Source organism: Pseudonocardia terrae (assembly GCF_021343995.1).
GTDB classification, from domain to species: Bacteria; Actinomycetota; Actinomycetes; order Mycobacteriales; family Pseudonocardiaceae; genus Pseudonocardia; species Pseudonocardia terrae.
The window spans coordinates 97,789-120,119 of sequence record NZ_JAJTTE010000018.1; the positions used below are offsets into that span (position 1 = coordinate 97,789).

The following is a 22,331-nucleotide window of genomic DNA, read 5'->3' on the forward strand; positions in this document are numbered from 1 at the left end:
GTTGCCCTCGCGCCGGGCCTGCAGCAGGGGCCGGCGGACCGGGGGAGGAGCCGACGTGGCCAGCTGGACCGATCTGGTGTCCTACGTGCGGGTGCGGTACGAGGTGATGCGCTCGACCGACACCGAGCTGTGGTTCAACCTGCCGACCACGGAGGACCGCACCCAGCTGGTCGTCGTCCGCAGCGTCACGGGCGAGGACGACCTCCCGTGGGCGCAGATCGCCTCGCCCGTCGGCAAGCTCGGCGACCTCGACCTGTCCACGCTGCTGGCGAAGGCCGGCGAGTCGGTGGTCGGCGGTGTGGCCTCGCAGGACGGGGTGGTGGTGTTCCGCCACTCCATCCCGCTGCACGAGGGCGAGGTGACGGCCTTCGACCGGCCCTTCCAGCTCGTCGTCAAGGTCGCCGACCAGCTCGAGGAGCTGCTGACCGGGCGCGACGAGAACTGACGCGGACCGGGGCGGTCAGCCCACGGGCAGCGGCTCCAGCGCCTGCTCGACCACGGTGCGGAGCCGGGCCAGCAGCTGATCGGCCTCGGCCCAGGTGAGGGCCCCGGTGGCGACGCCACCGCGGATCTCCTCGGCCACGGCCTGCGCGAAGCGGGTCGACCACTCGTGCCGCTGCAGACCGTCCGTCATCGGAACAGTGTGCTCTGTGCCACTCGTCACCCCCGGTCCGGGGGTCACCCGTGTCCCACGAGTCATCACGAGCCTCGTCGGCGACGCCCAGGTGAACGCGCGGTGCCGCGGAACGGGCGCCTCGGCGGCGCCGTGGTGACGCAGGGTGGTCAGCGCCCGTCCAGCAGGCCGGGGATCGAGGAGACCGAGCGCAGCTCGCTCAGCGTGGGATGACCCTGGGCGAGCAACGCGACGTCCGTGCCCTCGGCGGGGACCTCGTCCGGCTCGGAGATCGTGGTCAGGAGCGTGCCCGGACCGCCGTCGACCCCGGACTCGTGCTCCACGCGGACCTGCACGGAGCCGAAGTGGGCCAGCGCGGCCTCACGCAGCGGGCCCAGTTCGGCAGCTGGACGGTCCGGGACGTTGAGCGAGAGCACGGTGCCCCGCGGCCGGCCGAGCAGCAGCTCGAGCACCTCCGGCAGGAGCTCGACCACCGAGTCCCAGTGCGCGCCGTCGCGGCCGCGCAGGCCGCAGTCCAGCGACGTCGCCAGCCCCGACCAGCCCTTGAGCGCGCCGGTGAGCACCGCCCCGACCGTCCCGGAGTGGATGACCGCGTGCCCGACGTTGGCGCCGACGTTGATCCCCGACAGCACGATGTCGGGCCGGGGGTCGAACCAGCCGTCGCCGGCCGCGTGCACGATGAACGCGGGGTGCGCCTCCACCGAGAACGCCGGGACCTGCTCGAGCCCGGGCAGGACCTGCGGGTGCACCTTCACCCGGCGGCCCTCGGCCACGGCGAACACCGAGGCGCCGACTCCCGTCGAGTCGACGTGCGGTGCGGCGACGGTGACGTCGAGGCCCGCCTCCAGCGCGCCGCGGGCGAGGGCGTGGAGCCCGGGTGAGGCGATGCCGTCGTCGTTCGTGATCAGGGCGCGCACTCCGCCGACCTTAATTCAGCCGCCTCTCCGGCGGCGCCGCGCGCCCGGTCCCGTTCGGCGGCGGCGTCGTACTGCATCGCGCCGACGGCGTTGCCGCCGGTCGCTCAGTTCAGGTGCGCGAGCAGCGAGCGCGCGATGCGGCGCAGGCGTTCCTCCCGCTCGGGCGGAGCTGTGCCGCCGGCCAGGTAGGCGGTGACCAGCCGGGCGCCCTCGTCCCAGCGGGCCTGCGCGCCGAGCACCTCGCCGAGCTCGACGAGCCGGTCCTCGTCCGGCCGCACGGCCAGCCGCATCCGCAGCACCCACTCGCGGTCCGCGGGGCCGCCGCGGGTCCGGTACACCGCCCGCAGGTTCTCCAGCATGCGCACCAGGATGTCCCGGGTGGACGTGCGCGGGAGCAGGTCGGAGCCGAAGGGCGCGGCCGAGCCCGTCACGGCCCGGAACCGCTCCTCGCAGCCGGCGCGGTCCAGCCGCCGGCCGCCGTCGAACACGTCGAGGTACTGCTCCGTGTCGGCCACCCGGACCAGGAAGTGGCCCGGCATCCCGATGCCCTCGAGCCGGATCCCGGCCCGGCGGGCGACCTCGATCGTGACCACGGCCAGCGTGATCGGGATGCCGGTGCGGCGGGTGAGCACCTGCGGCAGCAGGGAGTTGCGCGGGTCGGTGTAGTCGGTGCTGTTGCCGGTGAAGCCCTCCTCGACGAACAACCGGCGCACCAGGTCCGGCACGGAGCCGACGCCCTCGGCCAGCCGGTCCAGCTCGGCGAGCCACGGGGCCGGGTCGAGGTCCGGGTCGGCCCCCGCCGCCAGGGCCAGGGCCGCCTCGTCGAGCGCCGGTTCCGGCCGCGTGACGAGCGCGACGAACCGGGCCACCGGCCCCGCCTGCTCCACGGGTCAGCCCGCCCCTCGACCCGGCTCGACCAGCAGCCGGACCGTGGTGCCGGAGTCGTCACTCCACACCTGCAGGACGTCGCTGAGCTCGGAGGCGAGCCACAGCCCGCGCCCCCGGGCGCCCTCCGCGGGCGGGGCGACGATGCCGGGGAACGGCACCGCCATCCGGCCGACGTCGTGGACCTCGGCCACCAGCCCGTCCCGGGCCCAGAGCCGCAGCCGTCCGTGGCCCGGGCCGTGCTCGACGCTGTTCGTGGCGATCTCGTTGACCGCGAGGACGAGGTCCGCCGTGCGCTCGCGGTCCAGGCCGGCCACCGGCGCGGTCTCGGCCACCAGCCGTCGGGCCGCCGGGAGCGTGTCGAGCGTGACCGTCAGCTCGGCGAGGGGCGGCCCGAGGTCGGGGGGCGGGGGCGGCGGGTACGCGGCGACGAGCTCCCCCGGGTCGCGCTGGGGACCGGTCGGCAGGCTCCGCCCGTCGACCCGCAGCGCGGGGTGCGAGGCCCGGAGGAGGAGGTCCAGGTCGTCGTCCCGGCACGGACAGAGCATGGTCACCGGAAGGTCCGCGAGCGCCACGTTCAGGGCCGCGTCGAGCCGGATCCAATGGGCCTGGCCGACGCCGGGCAGCTCGAGGTGCTGGGCGATCACGGTGGTGCGCGCCTCGGGGCGCGGGTTGCGGCGGGTCAGCCGCGCCCAGCGGCTGGCGACGGTGAAGGCCGGGACCCGGTGCACCTCGGTGGGGTCGCACCACTCGACGTCGGCCGCGGCGGGCCCGAGGACGGACTCGAGGGCGGCGCGGTTCGGCCCGTCGAGGACGGCGACGACCCGGCCCCCGTCGCGCAGCGCCTCGTCGACGGGTACCTGTAGCTCGCGGGCCAGGAGCGCGGGCTCCCGGTAGGGAACGCCCTCGTGGACCATCCCGTCGGGCCGCGGCCGGGCCGCCCCCTGGACCGCCCCCTGGTCCATGCCCTGCCCCACCCCCGGTCGACGGTTCGACAGCGCAGAGTAGTGCGCAGGACCCCGGCACGCCGAACGGAGCAGTACCCGGTGCGGAGCGTGTGGGGACGAACACCGCGCGCCCGGTCGGGAGCGGCGGCCGCCGTCCACGGGGCCGGCGCGCGGAAACGGTACGGAATCGAGACGCTCCCGGTATTCCCCACCGCCGGTCGGCCACCCCGGAGGCCGGCCGCGAAATGGTCCGGCGGACGTGACCCTAAAGCGGCCCGACGATGGCTCGGACGGGTGGGTATGTGACGAGGCCGACGCAGCCGCAGGTGACGAGGAGGGTGGTGCCCCCGGGTCGCTCTGCACGATCGAGTGCGATTCCCGCGTCGAACCGTCACGGAATGCGATCGTCGCTGCTTTTCCGTCGATTCCGGGGAAAAACCTCCGACGCCTGTCGTCGTTGTCCGGCCGGAGTGTGATCGGCCCGTCGCCCGGCGGGGAGCCTCGATCCGCGGGTGGCGAGGAGGTGCGCGGCATGACGGCCGAGCTCACCGATCCCGCGCGCTCGCCCGACCCCGGCGCCTCGGCCGTGCACCTGCTCGACGTCGTCTCCGCCTCCGCGCTGATCCGCCGCCCGGGCGGGGCGGACCTGCCCGCCGCCGTCGGGTGGGGCGTGCTCGTGCTGCCGGTGTTCGGGGCGGATCCGGAGCTGAGCGTCGAGTTCACCGACGAGCCCGACTCCGACGCCGATCTTGCGGCCGGCACCGGGCCCGACGCGGGACCGCGGGACGAGGCCCCGGCCGGCCCCCGCTGGCTCGCCTGCGCCGACCTCCGGCGCGTGCGGCACGACGTCGTCGCGGTGCGTGGGCTGTTGCGCGCCGGCCCCGCGCTGGCGGCCCCGGCCGAGGTGCCACCGCCTCCCGAGGGCGCGGCGCACCGGGTGCAGGGCGTGTTCCGCATGCGGCCGCTGCCCGGCCGGAAGATCGAGATCCGGCTGGCCGCCGCCCTCGCCCCGGCGGGCGGGGTCGAGCCCGGGGCGGGCGCGCCGCCGCGCCTCGAGCTGCGCGGCACGTTCGCGCGCTGAACGCGGCCGGGCCCGTGGTGCCGAACGCGACCGGGACCGTCGTGCCGAACGCGGCCGGGCCCGTCGTGGGGTCGGCCACGGACCCCCTCCACGCCCCCTCCGATGTGGCAGGGTTGCGCCGTAGACCAGGCAGGTACAGCACGCACTTCACGAGGTGGTTCGATGCGCGTCTTCAACGGTGTGGACGAGGTCCGCGAGGCCAAGGGCACCCGGCTCGGCGAGTCCGAGTGGGTCACGGTCGAGCAGAAGCACATCGACCAGTTCGCCGAGGCCACGGGCGACCACCAGTGGATCCATGTCGACGCGAAGAAGGCCGCCGAGGGCCCGTTCGGCAAGACCATCGCGCACGGCTTCCTCAGCCTGTCGCTGCTGCCGGTGCTGGTGAAGGACGTCTACTCGATCGAGGGCGTCCGCATGGGCATCAACTACGGCCTGAACAAGGTGCGGTTCACCGCGCCGGTGCCCGTGGACAGCAAGGTCCGCGGGGTCGTCGAGCTCGTCGACGTCGAGGACACCAAGGACGGCGCCGTGCAGCTGACCACCAAGGTCACGGTGGAGCTGGAGGGGTCGGAGCGGCCCGCGGTCGTCGCCGAATGGCTGACCCGCCAGTACGTCTGAGCCGCACAGGGCGGCGCGTGCGGAGCGAACATCGGGCGCTGAGCGGAGCGGCCGGAGAAGGAGGGACATCATGCGCGACGCGGTGATCTGCGAGCCGTTGAGGACCCCGGTCGGGGGTTTCGGCGGGTCGCTGCGGGACGTGCCGGTGAAGACGCTGGCGTCGACCGTGATCGCGGCGCTGATGGAGCGCACGGGCCTGCCGCCGGAGTCGGTGGACGACGTGCTGCTGGGCAACTGCTATCCGACGATGGACTCCCCGGCCCTGGGCCGGGTCGCCGCGCTGGACGCGGGGCTGCCGGTCACGGCGTCGGGACTGCAGATCGACCGGCGCTGCGGGTCGGGGCTGCAGGCGGTGCTCTACGCCGCGATGCAGGTGCAGACCGGGGCCAGCGAGGTGGTGCTCGCCGGTGGCGCGGAGTCGATGTCCAACGCCGCCTTCTACTCCACCGCGATGCGGTGGGGCGCCAAGGGCGGGCCGGGCGTGATGCTGCACGACTCGCTGGCGCGCGGGCGCGTGACGGCGGGCGGGGACCACTACCCGGTGCCCGGCGGCATGATCGAGACCGCGGAGAACCTGCGCAAGGAGTACTCGATCCCGCGCGAGGAGCAGGACGAGCTCTCGGTGCGCTCGCACCAGCGGGCGGCGGCGGCGCAGGCCGAGGGCCGGTTCGCCGAGGAGATCGTCCCGGTCACGGTGAAGGGCCGCAAGGGCGACACCGTCGTCGAGCGCGACGAGCACATCCGGCCGGACTCCTCGGTGGAGACGCTGGCGAAGCTGCGCCCGATCATGGGCAAGCAGGACGCCGAGGCCACGGTGACCGCGGGCAACGCGTCGGGGCAGAACGACGGCGCCGCGATCTGTGTGGTCACCAGCCCGGAGAAGGCGGCCGAGCTGGGCCTGCGCCCGCTGGTCAAGCTGGTGTCCTGGGGTGTGGGTGGTGTGCAGCCCAAGACCATGGGTATCGGCCCGGTCCCGGCCGTGGCGAAGGCCCTCGATCAGGCCGAGGTGGCGCTCAAGGACGTCGACCTGATCGAGCTGAACGAGGCGTTCGCCGCGCAGGTGCTGGCCTGCACCCGCGAGTGGGGCTTCACCCCGTCCGACTTCGACCGGATGAACGTCAACGGCTCCGGGATCTCGCTGGGCCACCCGGTCGGCGCGACCGGCGGCCGGATCCTGGCTACCCTGGCCCGGGAGATGGTGCGCCGGGACGCCCGCTTCGGCCTGGAGACGATGTGCATCGGCGGCGGGCAGGGCCTCGCCGCGCTCTTCGAACGCGTCTGAGGTGTCGGTGGGTCTCGACCCCCACGACCCCGGCGCGTCCGGGGGCGACGAGGCGGACGAGCTGGCGACCCAGCTCGTCCGCCTCATCCGGCTGGTCGACCGCGCCCAGGCGCAGTACCAGGCGGCGAACGCCGATGCCGTGGACCGGGCGGTGTACCTGCTGCTGGTGCACCTGGTGATGGGCGGGCCGCGGCGCACGGGCGCGCTGGCGGAGGTGGTGCACTCCGACCCCTCGACGGTCAGCCGGCAGGTCGCGCAGCTGGTGCGGCTGGGCTACGTGGCGCGCACCCCGGACCCGGAGGACGGGCGGGCCTTCCTCGTCGCGGCCACGGACGAGGGGAAACGGGTGTTCGCGGAGAACCGGCGGCTGCGCAACGAGCGGTTCGCCGCCATCATGGCCGACTGGTCGCCGGAGGAGCGGTCGACGCTCACCCGGCTGCTCGGCCGCTTCACGACCGGCATGGAGGAGCAGTGGTCGCGGCCCTGAGGCCACGACCCCCCACTCCCGCCGACGGAGCGCCGTCGGGCTCAGTGCTCGGCGGACCCGCCCTCGGCCTCCTCGGCCTCCGCGGCCCGGCGCGCGCGCTCCCACGAGGCCTTGATCTCGCGCTCCGCGTCGGCGCGGCCGACCCACGAGGCGCCCTCGACGCTCTTGCCCGGCTCGAGGGTCTTGTAGATCTCGAAGAAGTGCTGGATCTCCGCCCGGTCGAACTCGGGCAGGTGGTGGATGTCGCGCAGGTGCTCCTGGCGGGGGTCGTCGGCCGGGACGCAGAGGACCTTGTCGTCGCCGCCCTTCTCGTCCTTCATCCGGAACATGCCGATCGCCCGCGACCGGATGAGGCAGCCCGGGAAGGTCGGCTCCTGCACGAGGACCAGCGCGTCGAGCGGGTCCCCGTCCTCGCCGAGGGTGTCCTCGATGAAGCCGTAGTCCGCCGGGTACTGGGTGGCGGTGAACAGCGTCCGGTCGAGGCGGAGCCGGCCGGTCTTGTGGTCCACCTCGTACTTGTTCCGGCCGCCCTTGGGGATCTCGATGAGAACGTCGAAGTCCACGGATGCTCCTTGTGGTCGGTCGTGCTTCTCGGTCGTGAGGGTGCAGGCCGCGACGATCGACGGCGCGGCGCCTACCTCTAGTGTGGGGGACCGCGTCGCGCCGGTCGTGACCGGCCGGGGCCGGGACAGGCGTGGGCGCCGCCGGTGTCAGTGGTCGGAGGGAGCGGTGGGCAGGTGGGACTGGGCCGCCGGATCGGCGACACCCTGAGGCTGCCGACGAAGCCGGGACGCATCGTCCTCGTCGTGCTCGTCGTCCTGGCGCTCGCCGCCGGAGCGGGTGGCGCGGTGGCCGTCCAGGCCCCGAATGTGCTGTCCGACCTGGGGCTCACCAGCGCGGCGCGCGCCGAGAAGGATCTCCCCGCGCCGGTCCCCCAGCTCACCGCGCTGCACGGCGACGCGCCCGTCCCGAGCTCCGCGGGACTCGGCACGGTGCTCGGCCCGCTCGCCTCGTCGAGCGCGCTCGGCACCTTCGCGGGCGTCGTCGTCGACCCTGCGGCGCAGGCCGGCGCCGCGCCCCTGTGGCAGCAATCACCGGCCGAGCCTCTCGTTCCGGGCAGTACCGGCAAGCTGCTGACGGCGTCGGCGGCCCTCCTCACGCTCAACGCGACCGACCGGTTCGCCACCCGCGTGGTCGCGGGCGCCGAGCCGGGCCAGGTCGTCCTCGTCGGCGGCGGCGACCCCACCCTCACCGCGCTGCCGCAGGGGCGCACCGGCATCTACCCCGAGCCCGCCCGGCTCGACGACCTGGTCGCCGCCGTGCAGAAGGCGATGAACGGGCAGAAGGTCACCTCGGTCGTCGTCGACACGAGCCTCTGGACGGGGCCGGTGCTCGCGCCCGGCTGGGACCCGGCGGACATCCCGGGCGGCAACGTCGCGCCGATCGTGCCCCTGACGCTCGACGGCGGCCGGCTCGACCCCGCGCAGCTGGACGGGGCCCGCACGACCACCCCGGCGGTCGACGCGGGCCAGGCGTTCGCGAGGAAGCTGGGCCTGGCGGCCTCCGCTGTCAGCGAGGGGAAGGCCCCGGCGAACGCGAAGCAGCTCGGCCAGGTCTACTCGGCCCCGATGTCGTCGCTGGTCGAGACGCTGATGACCACCTCGGACAACGTCCTCGCCGAGAGCCTGGCCCGGGCCGTCGCGCTGACACGCGACGGCGATCCGTCCTTCGCGGGGGCCTCGGAGCAGGTCCTGGCCGCGCTGTCGCAGGCCGGGTTCGACGTCACCGGCGCCCACATGGTCGACGGCAGCGGGCTCTCCACGGAGGACCGGGTGCCGCCTCGGCTGCTCGGCACGCTGCTGGCCGCCGCGGCCGCGCCGACCAGCCCCGGCCAGGGCCCGGAGTTCCTGCGCCCGATCGTCTCCGGGCTGCCGGTCGCGGGCGGCGACGGCACGCTGGAGGACCGCTTCGACACCGGCACCGCCTCCGCGGGACGCGGCGTGGTGCGCGCCAAGACCGGCACGCTCACCGGGGTGAGCGCGCTGGCCGGGGTGGTCACGGACGTCGACGGCCGGCTGCTGGTCTTCGCGTTGATGTCCAACGGTCGGTCCCCGGCCACCGTGCGGCCGCGGCTCGACACCATCGCGGCCACGCTGAGCCGCTGCGGCTGCCGCTGACTCCCGCGTAGCGTGGCGGGGGTGAGCGCCCCCACCGACGTCACCGACCGCGACACCGTGCCCGGCCTGCCTGTCAACTGGGGCCTGGCCCGCCGCACGGCCGCCCGACTGGTGCCCGCCGGTCCGCCCGTGAGTGCCGCCGTCGCGACCGAGCTGGTCGAGCGGCTGCGCAAGGACGCGGCGGTGGCGGAGGGACACGTCCGGGGCGTGACCGGGCTGGGCGAGGGTCTGCCCCTGCTGCCCGCCGACGTCGTCGACCGGCCGGCGTGGGCGGCCGCGGCCGTCGACGGGATGGCCGAGCTCACCGCGGGCGCCCGGCTGCCGCGCACCGCCCGGGCCGCCCGGGCGGTCACCGCCACGACGTCCGGCCTGCAGATCGGCGGCGTGCTCGCCTTCGTCGGCGCCCGCGTGCTCGGTCAGTACGACCCGTTCGGCGGGCCGGCGAAGGACGGCAGGCTGCTGCTCGTGGCGCCCAACGTCTACGCCGCGCAGCAGGCCCTCGACGTCCCGTCCGAGGACTTCGGACTGTGGGTCTGCCTGCACGAGGCGACCCACCGGCTGCAGTTCACCGCCGTGCCCTGGCTGCGCGAGCACTTCGCCGCCGAGGTCGGCCGGTTCCTCTCGATCAGCACGGGTAACGGCAGCGCGATGATCGAGCGCCTCCCGGAGGCGATCCGGGCCTTCAAGGAGGCCAGGGGGGACTCGCTGGCGCTGGTCGAGCTGCTGCAGGGGCCCGAGCAGCGTGCGGTGCTGGACCGGCTGATCGCGCTCACCACAGTGCTGGAGGGGCACGCGGACCACGTGATGGACGCGGCCGGCCCCGAGGTCGTCCCCAGCGTCGAGACGATCCGCGCCCGCTTCACGGTGCGCCGCCGCGGCGGCGGGGTCGTCGACCGGGTGCTGCGCGCGTTGCTCGGGGTGGAGGCCAAGGTCAAGCAGTACGCCGTGGGCTCGGCCTTCACCAAGCACGTGGTGCGGGAGGCGGGCATGGCGGGCTTCAACAAGGTCTGGAACTCGCCGAACACACTGCCCACCCGTGCGGAGCTCGCCGCCCCGGAGCAGTGGCTCGCCCGCGTGGCGTGAAACCGCACTATGGAGCCATAACGCTCGATTCGAACTCTCTTTCGGCCGTTATGGAACCACAATGCGAATTCTTGGGATCGTTCGGCGCGTTGTGAAGCCATGGTGCGCGCGGTGAACGAGGTCCGGCGGGCGGTGCGGGAGGCGCTCGGACGGCTGCCCGACGACGTCCGCCGCGCTCCGCTCGTCGTCGGGTGCTCCGGCGGGGCGGACTCGCTGGCCCTGCTCCTCGCCGCGCATGCCGAGCGGCCCGGCGAGGTCCGGGCCGCGATCGTGGACCACCGGCTGCAGGAGGGGTCCGGGAAGCGTTCGCACGCCCTCGCCGAGTCGCTGCGTGCGCGGGGGATCGAGGCCCGGGTGCACCCCGTGACCGTCGACGGTCCGGGCGGAACCGAGGCCGCCGCCCGCCGGGCCCGCTACGCCGCGCTGGCGGCCGCGCGCCCGCACCCCTGCTCGCCCGTCCTGCTCGGGCACACCCTCGACGACCAGGCCGAGACCGTGCTGCTCGGGCTGGGCCGCGGCTCGGGGGCGCGCTCGCTCGCCGGTATGCGGGAGTGGGACGAGCCCTGGCTGCGACCGCTGCTCGGCCTGCGCCGGGACCGGGTCCGGGCGGCCTGCGCGGGCGGCCCCGTGCCCTGGGAGGACCCGCACAACACCGATCCGCGGTTCCGCCGCGCCCGGCTGCGCGCCGAGGTCCTCCCGCTGCTCGACGACGTGCTGGCCGGCGGCGTCGCCGAGGCGCTGGCCCGCACGGCGGCCCAGCTCCGCGAGGACGACGAGGCCCTCGCGGAATGGGCGCTCCGGGTGCATGAGGAGGCGCGGGACGGGAACACCCTCAGGGTCGACGTCCTGCTCGGGGTGCCCGCCGCGGTCCGCAGGCGGGTGCTGCGCGAGTGGCTCCTCGAGCGTGGCGCGACCGCGGTCACCGACGCGCACCTGCGCGCCGCCGACGCCCTCGTCGGCGCGTGGCGGGGACAGGGCGGTCCGCGGTTGCCCGGCGGGTTGGACGTCGTCCGCGAGCATGGAAGGCTCGTACCCGCACGGCCGGGCTGAGTTCGGCCCGCGCCCGCAGAACGACCGCCGAGCGAGAGGGCCACACCCCGTGTACGACGGAGACATCGCGTCCGTCCTGGTCACCGAGCAGCAGATCGCCGAGAAGACGGCCGAGCTCGCCGAGCAGATCGGCAAGGACTACGCCGACGTCACCGGCTCCGGCGGCCGCGACTCGGACCTCCTGCTCGTGGGCGTCCTGAAGGGCGCCGTGATGTTCATGACCGACTTCGCCCGGGCCATGCCGCTGCCGGTGCAGCTGGAGTTCATGGCGGTCAGCTCGTACGGCTCGTCGACCTCGTCGTCGGGCGTGGTGCGGATCCTCAAGGACCTCGACCGCGACATCGCGGGCCGGCACGTGCTGATCGTCGAGGACATCATCGACTCCGGGCTCACGCTGTCGTGGCTGCTGAAGAACCTGGAGTCCCGCCAGCCCGCCTCGCTCGAGGTCGTCACGCTGCTGCGCAAGCCCGACGCGGTGAAGGTCGAGGTGCCCGTGCGGTACGTGGGCTTCGACATCCCCAACGAGTTCGTCGTCGGGTACGGGCTGGACTACGGCGAGCGCTACCGGGACCTGCCCTACATCGGCACGCTCGACCCGTCCGTCTACGCCTGAGGGGACGTCGCCCGGGAGGTCGCTCAGGAGGTGGCACCCACCGGCGGCCCCGCCGGCGGGGCGAGGTCCTGCGGGGCCACCCCGGGCGGGGTCGACGTGAACGGCGCGGTGCCGTCGACCAGCGAGACGTCGCCGAGCTCCCCGTGGGTGTTGGCGTAGGCCAATGCCAGGGACAGGTCGGACACGCCGTTGCTGACCGGCAGCGGGGCCAGGTTCAGCGTGGAGAGCAGGCCGATCGCGCGGCCGGAGGAGTCGAGGAACGCGCTGCCGGAGTCGCCCGGGACGCCCGGGCTGACCGTGTAGACCGTGTGGCCCCAGCCCCCGCCGACGTCGCCGGCGCTGACCCCCGCCTTGGGGCTCAGCGCGCTCAGGCCACCGCGGACCGGCGAGTTGCCGTAGCTGAACGTCTGCGCGCCGGCCGGCAGCCCACCGGTCGAGACGCCGGTGGGGCCGCCGAACCACGGCACGGTCGGGTTCGCGACGGCGACGGCCTCCTGCGGCAGCTTGACCAGCGCGAAGTCGTTGTACGCGCAGGTGTTCGGGTCGGTCTCGCCCTGGCGCTGCATGGTGGCCCAGGAGCTGTAGACCATCGTGCCGGTCGCGGTGAAGCCGCGGTCGCCGCGGACGGTCACCGACGTGCCGACGGGCATCGTGGCCGAGGTGCACCCGTCCGTCTCGGTGGACTCGCCGGTGCCGGCGCAGTGCGCGGCCTGTCCGATGTAGACCGAGCCGTCGCCGCCGCGGAAGAGGAAGTTGCTGGTGCAGGTGCCGCCGCCCTGCGTGGTGGTGCTCACGCCGGGGTGCAGCGCCGCGCCGTCCCGGGACGCCCAGGCCGGCGCCGGCGCGGCCGTAAGGGCCGTGGGGGCCGCCAGCGCCGGGCGCGCGCTCGCGGTCGAGGGCAGGAGCACGGCCGCGGCGGCCACCCCGGCCGCCGCCCCGGCGATCGCCGCCCGCCGGGCCCACGAGCCCGGTCCCCGCACCGCACGACCCGACCGCAAACGCATCCGCCACCCCTTGTTCCCCGACGCCGTGACGACCGCCCGCCACGATTCGGCCCCGCGAGTACCCGCCGCCAGGGTCCAACGACACCTCGGGCGCACGGATACCCCACCATCACGTGAAGGTCCGTCGCGAGGCGGGTGGCCGGTTCGGTGCGCTCCCGATACGGCTCCGAGACCGATCCCGGGACCGGCACGGAGGACGCCGCGGGGCCCGGGGCTCGGACGTACCGGCCGCCGAGGGCCCGGGTCCTGCGCCGACGGGCGGGAACACCACCCGGGCGTCGATCGTTGACCTGGCACGATCACCCCGCCGGCCCGCGCCCGGAGCGGTGGCGCGTCCTCGGCCGGCGGAAGCTATCCTGGCGGATCAGGCCGGTCGGCGCGTCGCCGCCAGCGCGGGACCGGAAAGCACACTCGGGAAGGTGAAGGCCACCAGGGCCGAAGCTGCATGGACCGCAAGCGCCTGCTCCGCAATCCCTTGATCTGGATCCTCGTCGTGGTCCTGGTCTATTTCGCGTTCTCCGTGCTCTTCGACGACACCCGCGGCTACACGCAGGTCCCGACCTCCACGGCCCTGCAGCAGATCGACGCCAAGAACGTGGCGGACGCCACGATCGAGGACAAGGAGCAGCGGCTCCGCCTCGACCTGAACAACCCGGTCGACGGCAGCACGAAGATCATCACGCAGTACCCCGCGGCGTCGTCGAACTCGGTGTTCACGAAGCTCCAGGACGCCGGGGTCGCGAACTACAACACGATCGTGCGGCAGGACTCGTTCCTGACCACGATGCTGATCTACCTGATCCCGCTGGGCCTCGTGCTCCTCGTCCTGTTCTGGATGATGAACAACGCCCAGGGCGGCGGGAACCGGGTCATGTCCTTCGGCAAGTCGAAGGCCAAGCAGCTGTCCAAGGACATGCCCAAGACCACCTTCACCGACGTCGCCGGGGCGGACGAGGCGGTCGAGGAGCTCTACGAGATCAAGGACTTCCTGCAGAACCCCGGCCGCTACCAGGCGCTCGGCGCGAAGATCCCGAAGGGCGTGCTGCTCTACGGGCCGCCCGGCACCGGTAAGACGCTGCTGGCCCGGGCGGTCGCCGGCGAGGCGGGCGTACCGTTCTACACGATCTCGGGCTCGGACTTCGTCGAGATGTTCGTCGGTGTCGGCGCCTCCCGCGTGCGGGACCTGTTCGAGCAGGCCAAGCAGAACTCGCCCTGCATCATCTTCGTCGACGAGATCGACGCGGTCGGCCGCCAGCGCGGCGCCGGCCTCGGCGGCGGGCACGACGAGCGCGAGCAGACCCTGAACCAGCTCCTCGTGGAGATGGACGGGTTCGACGCCCGCGGCGGCATCATCCTCATCGCGGCCACCAACCGGCCGGACATCCTCGACCCGGCGCTGCTGCGCCCGGGCCGGTTCGACCGGCAGATCCCGGTCGGCGCGCCGGACCTGGCGGGCCGCAAGGCGATCCTGGCCGTGCACTCCAAGGGCAAGCCCTTCGCGAACGACGTGGACTTCGACGGGCTGGCCAAGCGGACCGTCGGGATGTCCGGCGCCGACCTGGCCAACGTCATCAACGAGGCCGCGCTGCTCACCGCTCGCGAGAACGGGTCGCTGATCAACGGCGCCGCGCTCGAGGAGTCCGTGGACCGCGTGGTCGGCGGCCCGCGACGCAAGGGCAAGATCATCTCCGAGCAGGAGAAGAAGATCACCGCCTATCACGAGGGCGGGCACGCGCTGGCCGCGTGGGCGATGCCGGACCTCGAGCCGGTGTACAAGCTCACGATCCTGCCGCGCGGGCGCACCGGTGGGCACGCACTCGTCGTCCCCGAGGACGACAAGGGCCTGATGACGCGCTCCGAGATGATCGGTCGGCTGGTCTTCGCCATGGGCGGGCGTTCGGCGGAGGAGCTCGTGTTCCACGAGCCGACCACCGGCGCCTCGTCGGACATCGACCAGGCCACGAAGATCGCCCGCGCGATGGTGACCGAGTACGGCATGAGCGCCCGGCTCGGCGCGGTTCGCTACGGCCGCGAGCAGGGCGACCCGTTCCTCGGCCGCTCGATGGGCAACCAGGCGGACTACTCGCTCGAGGTCGCCCACGAGATCGACGAGGAGGTGCGCAAGCTCATCGAGGCCGCGCACACCGAGGCGTGGGAGATCCTCAACACCTATCGGGACGTCCTGGACAACCTGGTCGTCGAGCTCCTGGACAAGGAGACGCTGACCCGCCGGGACCTGGAGCGGATCTTCGGCGACGTCGAGAAGCGGCCGCGGATCACCGCGTTCAACGACTTCGGCGAGCGCACCCCGTCGGACAAGCCGCCGATCAAGACGCGCGCCGAGCTGGCCCGCGAGCGCGGCGAGACCTGGCCGCCGGAGACCGAGCGTGAGCCGGCCCCGGTCGGGTCGTACCCGGGTGGCGGCCACGGCGTCCCGACGCCGGGCCCGAACGGCGGCCCCGGTCCGCTGCCCAGCCCCGGCCCCAACGGCGGCTACCCGGGCGGGTTCCCGGCCGAGGCCGGTCCGGGGCATCGAGCGCAGGGCAACGGCGCGCACGCGCAGGGCAACGGCGCCAACGGTAACGGCCAGGTTCCCCAGGCCGCCGGCGGCTACCAGGCCCAGCAGCCCCCGTACGCCGTCGCACCGAACTACGGCGCCCCGCCGGACTGGCGGCCCGCGACCACCCCGGCCGGCCAGACCTGGCCGCCGCCGAACTGGGCCCCCCACCAGGGTGACCAGGCGGCGCAGGGACACGCCCCCGGTTACGGTCGTGAGCAGGGACAGCACCAGCAGGCCTCCCCGGAGCAGCCGACGCAGCAGCTCGGGCAGGAACCGCCCGCGCAGCGTCCCGCTGCGGAGGGTCCGGACGCGCCGGGCCCGCAGGGCCCCGACGCAGGGAGCAGGAACTGAGCACCGGAACCACCGACGGCGAGGCCCCGGCCTACACGGCCGCGGAGCGCAGGGCCGCGGCGGGCGTCGACCACGCGCGCGCCGAGGCCGCGATCCGCGAGCTGCTGATCGCGCTGGGGGAGGACCCCGACCGCGAGGGCCTGCGGGACACCCCCGGCCGCGTCGCGCGCGCCTACGAGGAGATCTTCGCCGGGCTGTACGTCGACCCGGCCACGGTCCTCGAGCGCACGTTCGACGAGGGCCACGGGGAGCTCGTGCTCGTCAAGGACATCCCGCTGTACAGCACCTGCGAGCACCACCTCGTGCCCTTCCACGGGGTCGCGCACGTCGGGTACATCCCCTCGGTCGAGGGCCGCGTCACCGGGCTGTCGAAGATCGCGCGTGTGGTCGACCTGTACGCGAAGCGCCCGCAGGTGCAGGAGCGGCTCACCGGGCAGGTCGCCGACGCGCTGGTCCGCAAGCTGGACCCGCGCGGCGTGATCGTCGTGATCGACGCCGAGCACCTGTGCATGGCGATGCGCGGCATCCGCAAGCCGGGCTCCCGCACGACCACCTCCGCCGTCCGGGGGCTCTTCCAGACCTCGCCGTCCTCGCGCGCGGAGGCGCTGTCGCTGATCCGGGGCACCTGATGGCGGACCGGCGGGAGGGGCGCGTCCCGCATCCCGGCCGCTGCGTCGTGATGGGCATCCTCAACGTCACCCCGGACTCGTTCTCCGACGGCGGCCGCTACGTGGACCGGGAGCACGCCGTCGCGCACGGGGTGGCCATGCGCGACGCCGGGGCCGACCTCGTCGACGTCGGCGGCGAGTCCACGCGCCCGGGCGCAGGCCGGGTCGACGCCCCCACCGAGCGGGACCGGGTGGTCCCGGTGATCCGCGACCTGGTCGCCGAGGGCGTCCGGGTCAGCGTCGACACCACCCGCGCGTCGGTGGCCGAGGCCGCGGTCGCGGCCGGTGCGGTCGTGGTCAACGACGTCTCCGGCGGGCTCGCCGATCCGCACATGGCCGCCGCGGTGGCGGCGCTGCGGGTGCCGTGGATCCTCATGCACTGGCGCGGGCACAGCGACCGGATGCAGGAGCTGGCCTCGTACGAGGACGTGATCGGCGAGGTGCGGCAGGAGCTCGTCGCGCGGGCCGACGCAGCCGTCATGGCCGGAGTGGACCCGGACCGGCTGATCCTCGACCCCGGGCTCGGCTTCGCGAAGACGGCCTCGCACAACTGGGCGCTGCTGCGCCGGCTGGACGTGCTGGTCGCGCTGGGCTTCCCGGTGCTGGTCGGGGCCTCGCGCAAGCGCTTCCTCGGGCAGCTGCTGGCCGACGCGGAGGGGAAGGTGCGCCCGCCGGCCGGGCGCGACGGGGCCACCGCGGCCGTCAGCGCGCTCGCCGCGCACGCGGGGGCCTGGGGCGTCCGGGTGCACGACGTCGAGTCGACGATGGACGCCGTGGCCGTCAGCACCGCGTACCGGCTCGGCGCCTCGCGCGCCCGCACCGGGCCGTGGCTGGGGGAGCCCCCGGCATGAGCCTTCCCGACACGGACCGCATCGAGCTGCGCGGCCTGCGGGTGCGCGGCCACCACGGCGTGTTCGAGCACGAGAGGCGCGACGGGCAGGACTTCGTCGTCGACGTCGTGCTGTGGCTGGACCTGCGGGAGGCCGCGGCCACGGACGACCTCACGAAGACGGTGCACTACGGCGAGCTGGCCGAGCGGGCGGCGGCCATCATCGCGGGCGAGCCCCGGGACCTCATCGAGACGGTCTCGGCGGAGATCGCCGACGCCGTCATGGAGAACGAGCGCGTGCAGGCCGTCGAGGTCACCCTGCACAAGCCGAACGCCCCCATCCCGCTGGACTTCGCCGACGTCGCGGTGGTCGCGCGCCGCTCCCGGCGCACGGGCGGGCCGGGCCGGGTGATCCCGGCGTGAGCCGCGCGGTGCTGTCGCTGGGCTCGAACCTGGGCGACCGGTTCGGCCACCTGCGCGGTGCCGTCGCCGGGTTCGGTGCGGCGGTGGTCGCCGCCTCGCCCGTCTACGAGACCGCACCGTGGGGCGGGGTCGAGCAGCCGGACTTCCTCAACGCGGTCCTGATCGTCGACGACCCGGCCGTGGACCACTGGGGCTGGCTGCGGCGCGGTCAGGAACTGGAGCAGGCCGCCGAGCGGGTCCGCGAGGTCCGGTGGGGTCCGCGCACCCTCGACGTCGACGTCGTCGCCGTCGACGGGGTGACCAGCGACGATCCCGAGCTGCTGCTGCCGCACCCGGGCACCCCGGAGCGGGCCACGGTGCTGATCCCGTGGCTCGACGTGGAGCCCGACGCGGTGCTGCCCGGGCAGGGGCGCGTCGCCGACCTGCTCGCCGCGCTGCCCGCCGGCGCGACGGACACGGTGCGGCGCCGGCCGGACCTGGTCCTGCGGTGAGGGCGGTGCTGCGGTGAAGGCGGTGCTGCGGTGAAGGCGACCCGGCCCCGCGACCTGCTCGTCGCCTTCGTCGGCGCAGGGATCGTGGCGCACCTGATCGTCAGCCTGACCTACGGCACGTTGCCCTCCTTCCCCGCACCCGCCGGGATCACGCTCGGCGTGCTCGGGCTGGCCGAGGCCGTCGCCGGATGGATCCTCAAGGGGCGGGTGGAGCGCCGGCGCGGGAGCAGGCCCGTCGAGCCCCTGGTCGCGGCGCGGGCGGTGCTGGTGGCGCAGGCCTCGGCGGTCGGTGGAGCGCTCGTCGGCGGGCTGTGGGCCGGCCTGCTGGTCTACGTGCTCCCGCGCGCCTCGACGATCACGGCCGCGGCGTCGGACACCACCGCGGCGGTGGTCGGGCTGGTGAGCGCGCTCGTGCTGGTCGGCGGCGCGCTGTGGTTGGAGCGGTGCTGCCGCACCCCCGACGACCCGGACGAACAGCGCCGCGACGGCGGCTCCGGGGGTGGGGCGGCCACCCGGTAGGCCCGTGCCCGGTGCACCTCGACGGGGGTGTGGTGACGGCCGGTGGATGTCGGTGGCTGAAAGTAGGCTCGCGGCCATGGCCTACCCCGTCCCGACCGGACATCCGCCTGCGGAGCCGACCACGCGGCACACCCACGCCGCGCGGCGCAAGGGCGTGCTGCTGCCGGTCGTCGGCCTGGTGGCGCTGGGGGTCTGCGGGCTCGTGGTGCTGGGCCTGGTCGGCAACACCGTCGGTCCGGGCGGGGTGCTGGTCGGGGCGCTGTGCGCGCTGCTGCCGGTCGGCCCGGTCGTCGCGACCTTCCTGTGGATCGACCGCTGGGAGCCCGAGCCGCCGCGGATGCTGCTGATCGCGTTCCTCTGGGGGGCGTGCTTCGCGGCGCTGTCCGCGCTGCTCATCAACTCGAGCGCGGCCCTGGCGGTCGACGCGCTGCTCGGTCGCGGCAGCGGCGACGTCCTCGGTTCGGTGGTGATCGCCCCCTTCGTGGAGGAGGCGCTCAAGGGGTCGTTCCTGGTCGGGCTGCTGATCTGGCGGCGCAGGGAGTTCGACGGGATCGTCGACGGGATCGTCTATGCGGGACTGGTCGCCGCGGGGTTCGCCTTCACCGAGAACATCCTCTACATCGGACGCGCCTTCGCCGAGGACGCGATGGCCGGGCAGAGCGGCGGGGTGCTCGCCGTGCTGCTGCTGCGCGGGGTGTTCTCGCCCTTCGCGCACCCGCTGTTCACGGCCATGACGGGCATCGGCGCCGGGATCGCCGCGGCCAGCCGCAGCACCACGGTGCGCGTGCTGGCGGTGCTCGCCGGCTACCTGGTCGCGGTGCTGCTGCACGCGCTGTGGAACGGGGCCGCGTCGGTCCTCGGCGGCACGGGCTTCGTGCAGGTCTACGTCGTGATCATGGTGCCGCTGTTCATCGGGCTGGCGGTCGTGGTGATCTGGCAGCGGCGGCGCGAGGCGAGGACGGTCGCGGAACAGCTGCCGTCGTTCGCGCAGGCCGGGTGGATCGCGTGGAGCGAGGTGCCACTGCTCGGCAACCTGGCGCAGCGGCGGGGCTGGCGCCGGGCCGTCAAGCAGCGGTCGGGCCCGCACGCCGCCCGTGCGGTCGCCGACTACCAGGCCGCCGTCACCGAGCTGGCCTTCCTGCGGGCGCGGATCGCGCGCGGATCGGTGCGGGACAGCGCCGCGGACCTGGAACACGAGCGGCTGCGCGCCCTCGCCAAGGCCCGCGCCCGGGCTCTCGGCATGCCCGATGCCCTCACCGCCGCCTGGGGCAACCAGCACCCGCCGGGCTGGACCCCGCCGCCCGCCCCCGCGCCCGGCTGGACCCCCGTCCCGCAGGGCCCGCCGTCCCAGGGCTACGCCACCCCGGGCTACGGCCAACCGGGGCCTGGCCAACCGGGACCTGGCCAGCCGGGCTACGGGCCGTCCTCCCCCGGCTACGGCCCGCCCGGCCCGGGGCAGGGACCTCCGCCCACGTACGGCGCCCCCGGCCTGCCCCCGCGCGGCCAGCAGCCGCCCCCCGGCCCTCCGCCGGGCTGGGTGCCGCCGCCCCAGCGCTGAGGCGCTCAGATCCCGGCGAGGGTCCGCGCGCCGCGGTAGAGGCACACGAGGGCCGGCGCGAGGAAGCCGAGCGCCCCGATCACCACCACGGGGCACCCACACGAGCGGCGGGTGAGCCGCCCGGCCCGGTGAAGCCCGTCACGCGCTCTCCCCGGGAGGGGTCGCGTCCGCCTACCCTCGTGCCCGTCGTCGCCGATCGATGTCGACCACAACGTCCGGTACCCCTGGTGGACTGGAACGGAGCAGGAGCGCGTGATGAGTGCTGGCCGGCCTGCCCGGCTGGCCGTCGGAGTGGTCTCCGCCGGCCGTGTCGGGGCCGTCCTGGGTGCAGCCTGGGACGCGGTGGGGCATCGGGTCGTGGCGACCTCCGGGGTGTCCCGGGCGTCCGTGCACCGCGCCGAGACGCTCCTGCCCGGCGCCCCGCTCCTCGCCCCGGACGAGGTGATCCGCTCGGCGGACCTCGCCCTCCTCGCCGTTCCCGACGACGTGCTGCCCGGTCTCGTCCGCGGCCTCGCCGCCTCGGGTGCCTTCCGCCCCGGCCAGATCGTGGTCCACACCGCCGGTGCGCACGGCGTCGACGTGCTCGAACCGGCCGTCGAGCACGGGATCCTGCCTCTCGCCCTGCACCCGGTCATGACGTTCACCGGCCGGCCCGAGGACGTCCAGCGGCTGACCGGCTGCTGCATCGCCGTGACCGCCCGGGCGGACGACGAGGCCGCGTGGAACGTCGGCGAGGCCCTGGTCCTGGAGCTGGGCGCCGAGCCGGTCCGGGTGCCCGAGCAGGTCCGGCCGCTCTACCACGCCGCCCTCGCCCACGGTGCGAACCACCTGGTCACGCTGGTGCGGGACTGCGCAGACCTCCTCGACAAGGCCGTCCTGCGGGCCGGGGCGACCGTCGGCTCCCCAGGCGCCCCCTCCGCGGAGCGGCTGATCGGCCCGCTGCTCTCCGCCGCGCTCGACAACGCGCTGCGCCACGGCGACCGGGCGCTGACCGGGCCGGTGGCCCGCGGCGACGTCGGCACCGTGCGCACCCATCTCCGCGAGCTCGACCGCGCCGATCCCGAGCTGGCCGACACCTACCGCAGCCTCGCCCGCCGCACCGCACACCGTGCGACGGAGGGCGGGCTGCTGCCCGACCACGCGGCGGACGAGGTCCGCGCCGCCCTCGACGACACGGAGGAGCACCGGTGACCGCACCCGCCCGCACCCGCAACGGCTACGCCCGCGGCCGCCTGACCGTGCACGACGACCCGGCCACGCTGACCCCGGTCACCCGCGCACTGCGGGCGGCCGGGCGCAAGGTCGTGCTCGTGCCGACGATGGGCGCGCTGCACGAGGGCCACCGGGAGCTGATCCGGCACGCCCGGGCGGTCCCGGGCACCGTCGTCCCGGTCGTCAGCATCTTCGTGAACCCGCTGCAGTTCGGGCCGAACGAGGACCTGGAGCGGTACCCTCGGCCGCTCGAGCGCGACCTCGACGCATGCCGCGAGGAGGGCGTCGAGCTCGTCTTCACGCCGTCGGTCGACCACATGTACCCGCCGGGCTCGGACACCCGGATCGGCGCCGGCGCGCTCGGCTCCGATCTCGAGGGCGGGCCACGTCCGGGGCACTTCGACGGGATGCTGACGGTCGTCGCGAAGCTCTTCCACATCGTCGGGCCCGACGTCGCGCTGTTCGGCGAGAAGGACTACCAGCAGCTCACGCTGGTCAAGAAGATGGTGCGCGACCTGGACTTCCCGCTGTCGGTGGTGGGCGTCCCGACCGTCCGCGAACCCGACGGGCTGGCGCTGTCCTCGCGCAACGTCTACCTCTCGGCCGACGAGCGCACCCGCGCCGTCACGCTCTCCCGCGCGCTGCGCGAGGGCGCCGCCGTGTCGGCCTACGGGCCCGCGGCCGTCCTCGAGCGGGCCCGTGCGGTCCTCGACGCCGAACCGGCGCTGCAGGTCGAGTACCTGGAGCTGCGCGACGCCGACACCCTCGGCGAGCCGGTCGACGGCAGCCGGGCCCGGCTGCTCGTCGCCGCCCGGATAGGCACCACCCGCCTGATCGACAACCTCCCCGTCCAGCTTTGAGGGGCTGTCCGATGGGCCACCGATCGTCCCGCGCCGCCCCAGGCGGCGCCCCGCTTCGTTGTCGACACGTCCGAATACGCCC

General features: G+C 74.7%; 24 protein-coding genes. 18 read left to right on the forward strand and 6 right to left on the reverse strand.

Features of this window, described 5'->3' with window-relative positions; translation table 11 throughout:
- The first annotated feature begins 55 nt into the window (after positions 1 to 55).
- On the forward strand, positions 56 to 445 hold the full coding sequence (locus LWC33_RS14455) for a hypothetical protein (protein WP_233304886.1): 390 nt from the start codon (positions 56 to 58) through the stop codon (positions 443 to 445).
- 15 nt (positions 446 to 460) lie between these two features.
- On the opposite strand, the gene LWC33_RS14460 is transcribed toward LWC33_RS14455, so the two are convergent.
- The 4 genes from LWC33_RS14460 to LWC33_RS14475 all read right to left on the reverse strand — a co-directional run bounded on the left by LWC33_RS14460 (position 461) and on the right by LWC33_RS14475 (position 3,401).
- Positions 461 to 634 carry a hypothetical protein gene (locus tag LWC33_RS14460; RefSeq protein WP_233304887.1) on the reverse strand — a complete coding sequence of 58 codons (174 nt, stop codon included), beginning with the start codon at positions 632 to 634 and terminating at the stop codon, positions 461 to 463.
- Between the two features lie 149 nt (positions 635 to 783).
- Positions 784 to 1,551, reverse strand: coding sequence for a 5'/3'-nucleotidase SurE (gene surE / locus LWC33_RS14465; RefSeq protein WP_233304888.1), 768 nt, complete (start codon positions 1,549 to 1,551; stop codon positions 784 to 786).
- Between the two features lie 104 nt (positions 1,552 to 1,655).
- The gene (locus LWC33_RS14470) at positions 1,656 to 2,438 is read right to left on the reverse strand and encodes a transglutaminase family protein (protein WP_233304889.1); all 783 of its coding nucleotides are present in this window, start codon (positions 2,436 to 2,438) and stop codon (positions 1,656 to 1,658) included.
- Positions 2,439 to 2,441: 3 nt separating this feature from the next.
- The gene (locus LWC33_RS14475) at positions 2,442 to 3,401 is read right to left on the reverse strand and encodes an ATP-binding protein (protein WP_233304890.1); all 960 of its coding nucleotides are present in this window, start codon (positions 3,399 to 3,401) and stop codon (positions 2,442 to 2,444) included.
- Positions 3,402 to 3,915: 514 nt separating this feature from the next.
- Here LWC33_RS14475 and LWC33_RS14480 point away from each other — a divergent pair.
- The 4 genes from LWC33_RS14480 to LWC33_RS14495 all read left to right on the forward strand — a co-directional run bounded on the left by LWC33_RS14480 (position 3,916) and on the right by LWC33_RS14495 (position 6,851).
- On the forward strand, positions 3,916 to 4,464 hold the full coding sequence (locus LWC33_RS14480) for a hypothetical protein (protein WP_233304891.1): 549 nt from the start codon (positions 3,916 to 3,918) through the stop codon (positions 4,462 to 4,464).
- Between the two features lie 162 nt (positions 4,465 to 4,626).
- On the forward strand, positions 4,627 to 5,082 hold the full coding sequence (locus tag LWC33_RS14485) for a MaoC family dehydratase (RefSeq protein WP_233304892.1): 456 nt from the start codon (positions 4,627 to 4,629) through the stop codon (positions 5,080 to 5,082).
- A gap of 70 nt (positions 5,083 to 5,152) precedes the next feature.
- Complete coding sequence (locus LWC33_RS14490; RefSeq protein ID WP_233304893.1) at positions 5,153 to 6,364, forward strand: acetyl-CoA C-acetyltransferase; 1,212 nt, start codon at positions 5,153 to 5,155, stop codon at positions 6,362 to 6,364.
- 7 nt (positions 6,365 to 6,371) lie between these two features.
- Entirely contained in the window at positions 6,372 to 6,851 is a 480-nt protein-coding gene (locus LWC33_RS14495) for a MarR family winged helix-turn-helix transcriptional regulator (protein ID WP_233304894.1), read from the forward strand.
- Between the two features lie 41 nt (positions 6,852 to 6,892).
- Here LWC33_RS14495 and LWC33_RS14500 read toward each other — a convergent pair whose 3' ends face one another.
- On the reverse strand, positions 6,893 to 7,414 hold the full coding sequence (locus LWC33_RS14500; RefSeq protein ID WP_233304895.1) for an inorganic diphosphatase: 522 nt from the start codon (positions 7,412 to 7,414) through the stop codon (positions 6,893 to 6,895).
- Between the two features lie 174 nt (positions 7,415 to 7,588).
- Between LWC33_RS14500 and dacB the strand changes: the two genes are divergently transcribed.
- The 4 genes from dacB to hpt all read left to right on the forward strand — a co-directional run bounded on the left by dacB (position 7,589) and on the right by hpt (position 11,774).
- Complete coding sequence (gene dacB / locus LWC33_RS14505; protein WP_233304896.1) at positions 7,589 to 9,028, forward strand: D-alanyl-D-alanine carboxypeptidase/D-alanyl-D-alanine endopeptidase; 1,440 nt, start codon at positions 7,589 to 7,591, stop codon at positions 9,026 to 9,028.
- A 21-nt stretch (positions 9,029 to 9,049) separates the two neighbouring features.
- The gene (locus LWC33_RS14510) at positions 9,050 to 10,111 is read left to right on the forward strand and encodes an Rv3626c family coenzyme F420 biosynthesis-associated protein (RefSeq protein WP_233304897.1); all 1,062 of its coding nucleotides are present in this window, start codon (positions 9,050 to 9,052) and stop codon (positions 10,109 to 10,111) included.
- Positions 10,112 to 10,210: 99 nt separating this feature from the next.
- On the forward strand, positions 10,211 to 11,161 hold the full coding sequence (tilS, locus tag LWC33_RS14515; RefSeq protein ID WP_372476610.1) for a tRNA lysidine(34) synthetase TilS: 951 nt from the start codon (positions 10,211 to 10,213) through the stop codon (positions 11,159 to 11,161).
- A 49-nt stretch (positions 11,162 to 11,210) separates the two neighbouring features.
- Positions 11,211 to 11,774, forward strand: a complete 564-nt coding sequence (gene hpt / locus LWC33_RS14520) for a hypoxanthine phosphoribosyltransferase (RefSeq protein WP_233304898.1) — start codon at positions 11,211 to 11,213, stop codon at positions 11,772 to 11,774.
- 23 nt (positions 11,775 to 11,797) lie between these two features.
- On the opposite strand, the gene LWC33_RS14525 is transcribed toward hpt, so the two are convergent.
- Complete coding sequence (locus tag LWC33_RS14525) at positions 11,798 to 12,754, reverse strand: serine protease (protein ID WP_233304899.1); 957 nt, start codon at positions 12,752 to 12,754, stop codon at positions 11,798 to 11,800.
- Positions 12,755 to 13,223: 469 nt separating this feature from the next.
- Here LWC33_RS14525 and ftsH point away from each other — a divergent pair, with 469 nt between their 5' ends.
- The 9 genes from ftsH (at position 13,224) to panC (ending at position 22,249) form a co-directional block, all read left to right on the forward strand.
- On the forward strand, positions 13,224 to 15,689 hold the full coding sequence (gene ftsH / locus LWC33_RS14530) for an ATP-dependent zinc metalloprotease FtsH (RefSeq protein ID WP_233304900.1): 2,466 nt from the start codon (positions 13,224 to 13,226) through the stop codon (positions 15,687 to 15,689).
- Entirely contained in the window at positions 15,686 to 16,318 is a 633-nt protein-coding gene (gene folE, locus LWC33_RS14535) for a GTP cyclohydrolase I FolE (RefSeq protein WP_081924092.1), read from the forward strand. Before ftsH ends, folE begins: the two co-directional genes overlap by 4 nt.
- The gene (gene folP, locus LWC33_RS14540; RefSeq protein WP_233304901.1) at positions 16,318 to 17,208 is read left to right on the forward strand and encodes a dihydropteroate synthase; all 891 of its coding nucleotides are present in this window, start codon (positions 16,318 to 16,320) and stop codon (positions 17,206 to 17,208) included. The genes folE and folP overlap by 1 nt, the downstream gene beginning before the upstream one ends.
- On the forward strand, positions 17,205 to 17,609 hold the full coding sequence (folB, locus tag LWC33_RS14545; protein WP_233304902.1) for a dihydroneopterin aldolase: 405 nt from the start codon (positions 17,205 to 17,207) through the stop codon (positions 17,607 to 17,609). The genes folP and folB overlap by 4 nt, the downstream gene beginning before the upstream one ends.
- Positions 17,606 to 18,100 carry a 2-amino-4-hydroxy-6-hydroxymethyldihydropteridine diphosphokinase gene (folK, locus tag LWC33_RS14550; protein ID WP_233304903.1) on the forward strand — a complete coding sequence of 165 codons (495 nt, stop codon included), beginning with the start codon at positions 17,606 to 17,608 and terminating at the stop codon, positions 18,098 to 18,100. Before folB ends, folK begins: the two co-directional genes overlap by 4 nt.
- A 30-nt stretch (positions 18,101 to 18,130) precedes the next feature.
- On the forward strand, positions 18,131 to 18,619 hold the full coding sequence (locus LWC33_RS14555; protein ID WP_233304904.1) for a DUF3180 domain-containing protein: 489 nt from the start codon (positions 18,131 to 18,133) through the stop codon (positions 18,617 to 18,619).
- Positions 18,620 to 18,695: 76 nt separating this feature from the next.
- Positions 18,696 to 20,177: a PrsW family intramembrane metalloprotease gene (locus tag LWC33_RS35605; RefSeq protein WP_305080865.1), complete on the forward strand. Its 1,482-nt coding sequence runs from the start codon at positions 18,696 to 18,698 to the stop codon at positions 20,175 to 20,177.
- 255 nt (positions 20,178 to 20,432) lie between these two features.
- On the forward strand, positions 20,433 to 21,368 hold the full coding sequence (locus LWC33_RS14570; protein WP_233304905.1) for a Rossmann-like and DUF2520 domain-containing protein: 936 nt from the start codon (positions 20,433 to 20,435) through the stop codon (positions 21,366 to 21,368).
- Positions 21,365 to 22,249 carry a pantoate--beta-alanine ligase gene (gene panC / locus LWC33_RS14575; RefSeq protein ID WP_233304906.1) on the forward strand — a complete coding sequence of 295 codons (885 nt, stop codon included), beginning with the start codon at positions 21,365 to 21,367 and terminating at the stop codon, positions 22,247 to 22,249. The genes LWC33_RS14570 and panC overlap by 4 nt, the downstream gene beginning before the upstream one ends.
- The last annotated feature ends 82 nt before the right edge of the window (positions 22,250 to 22,331 follow it).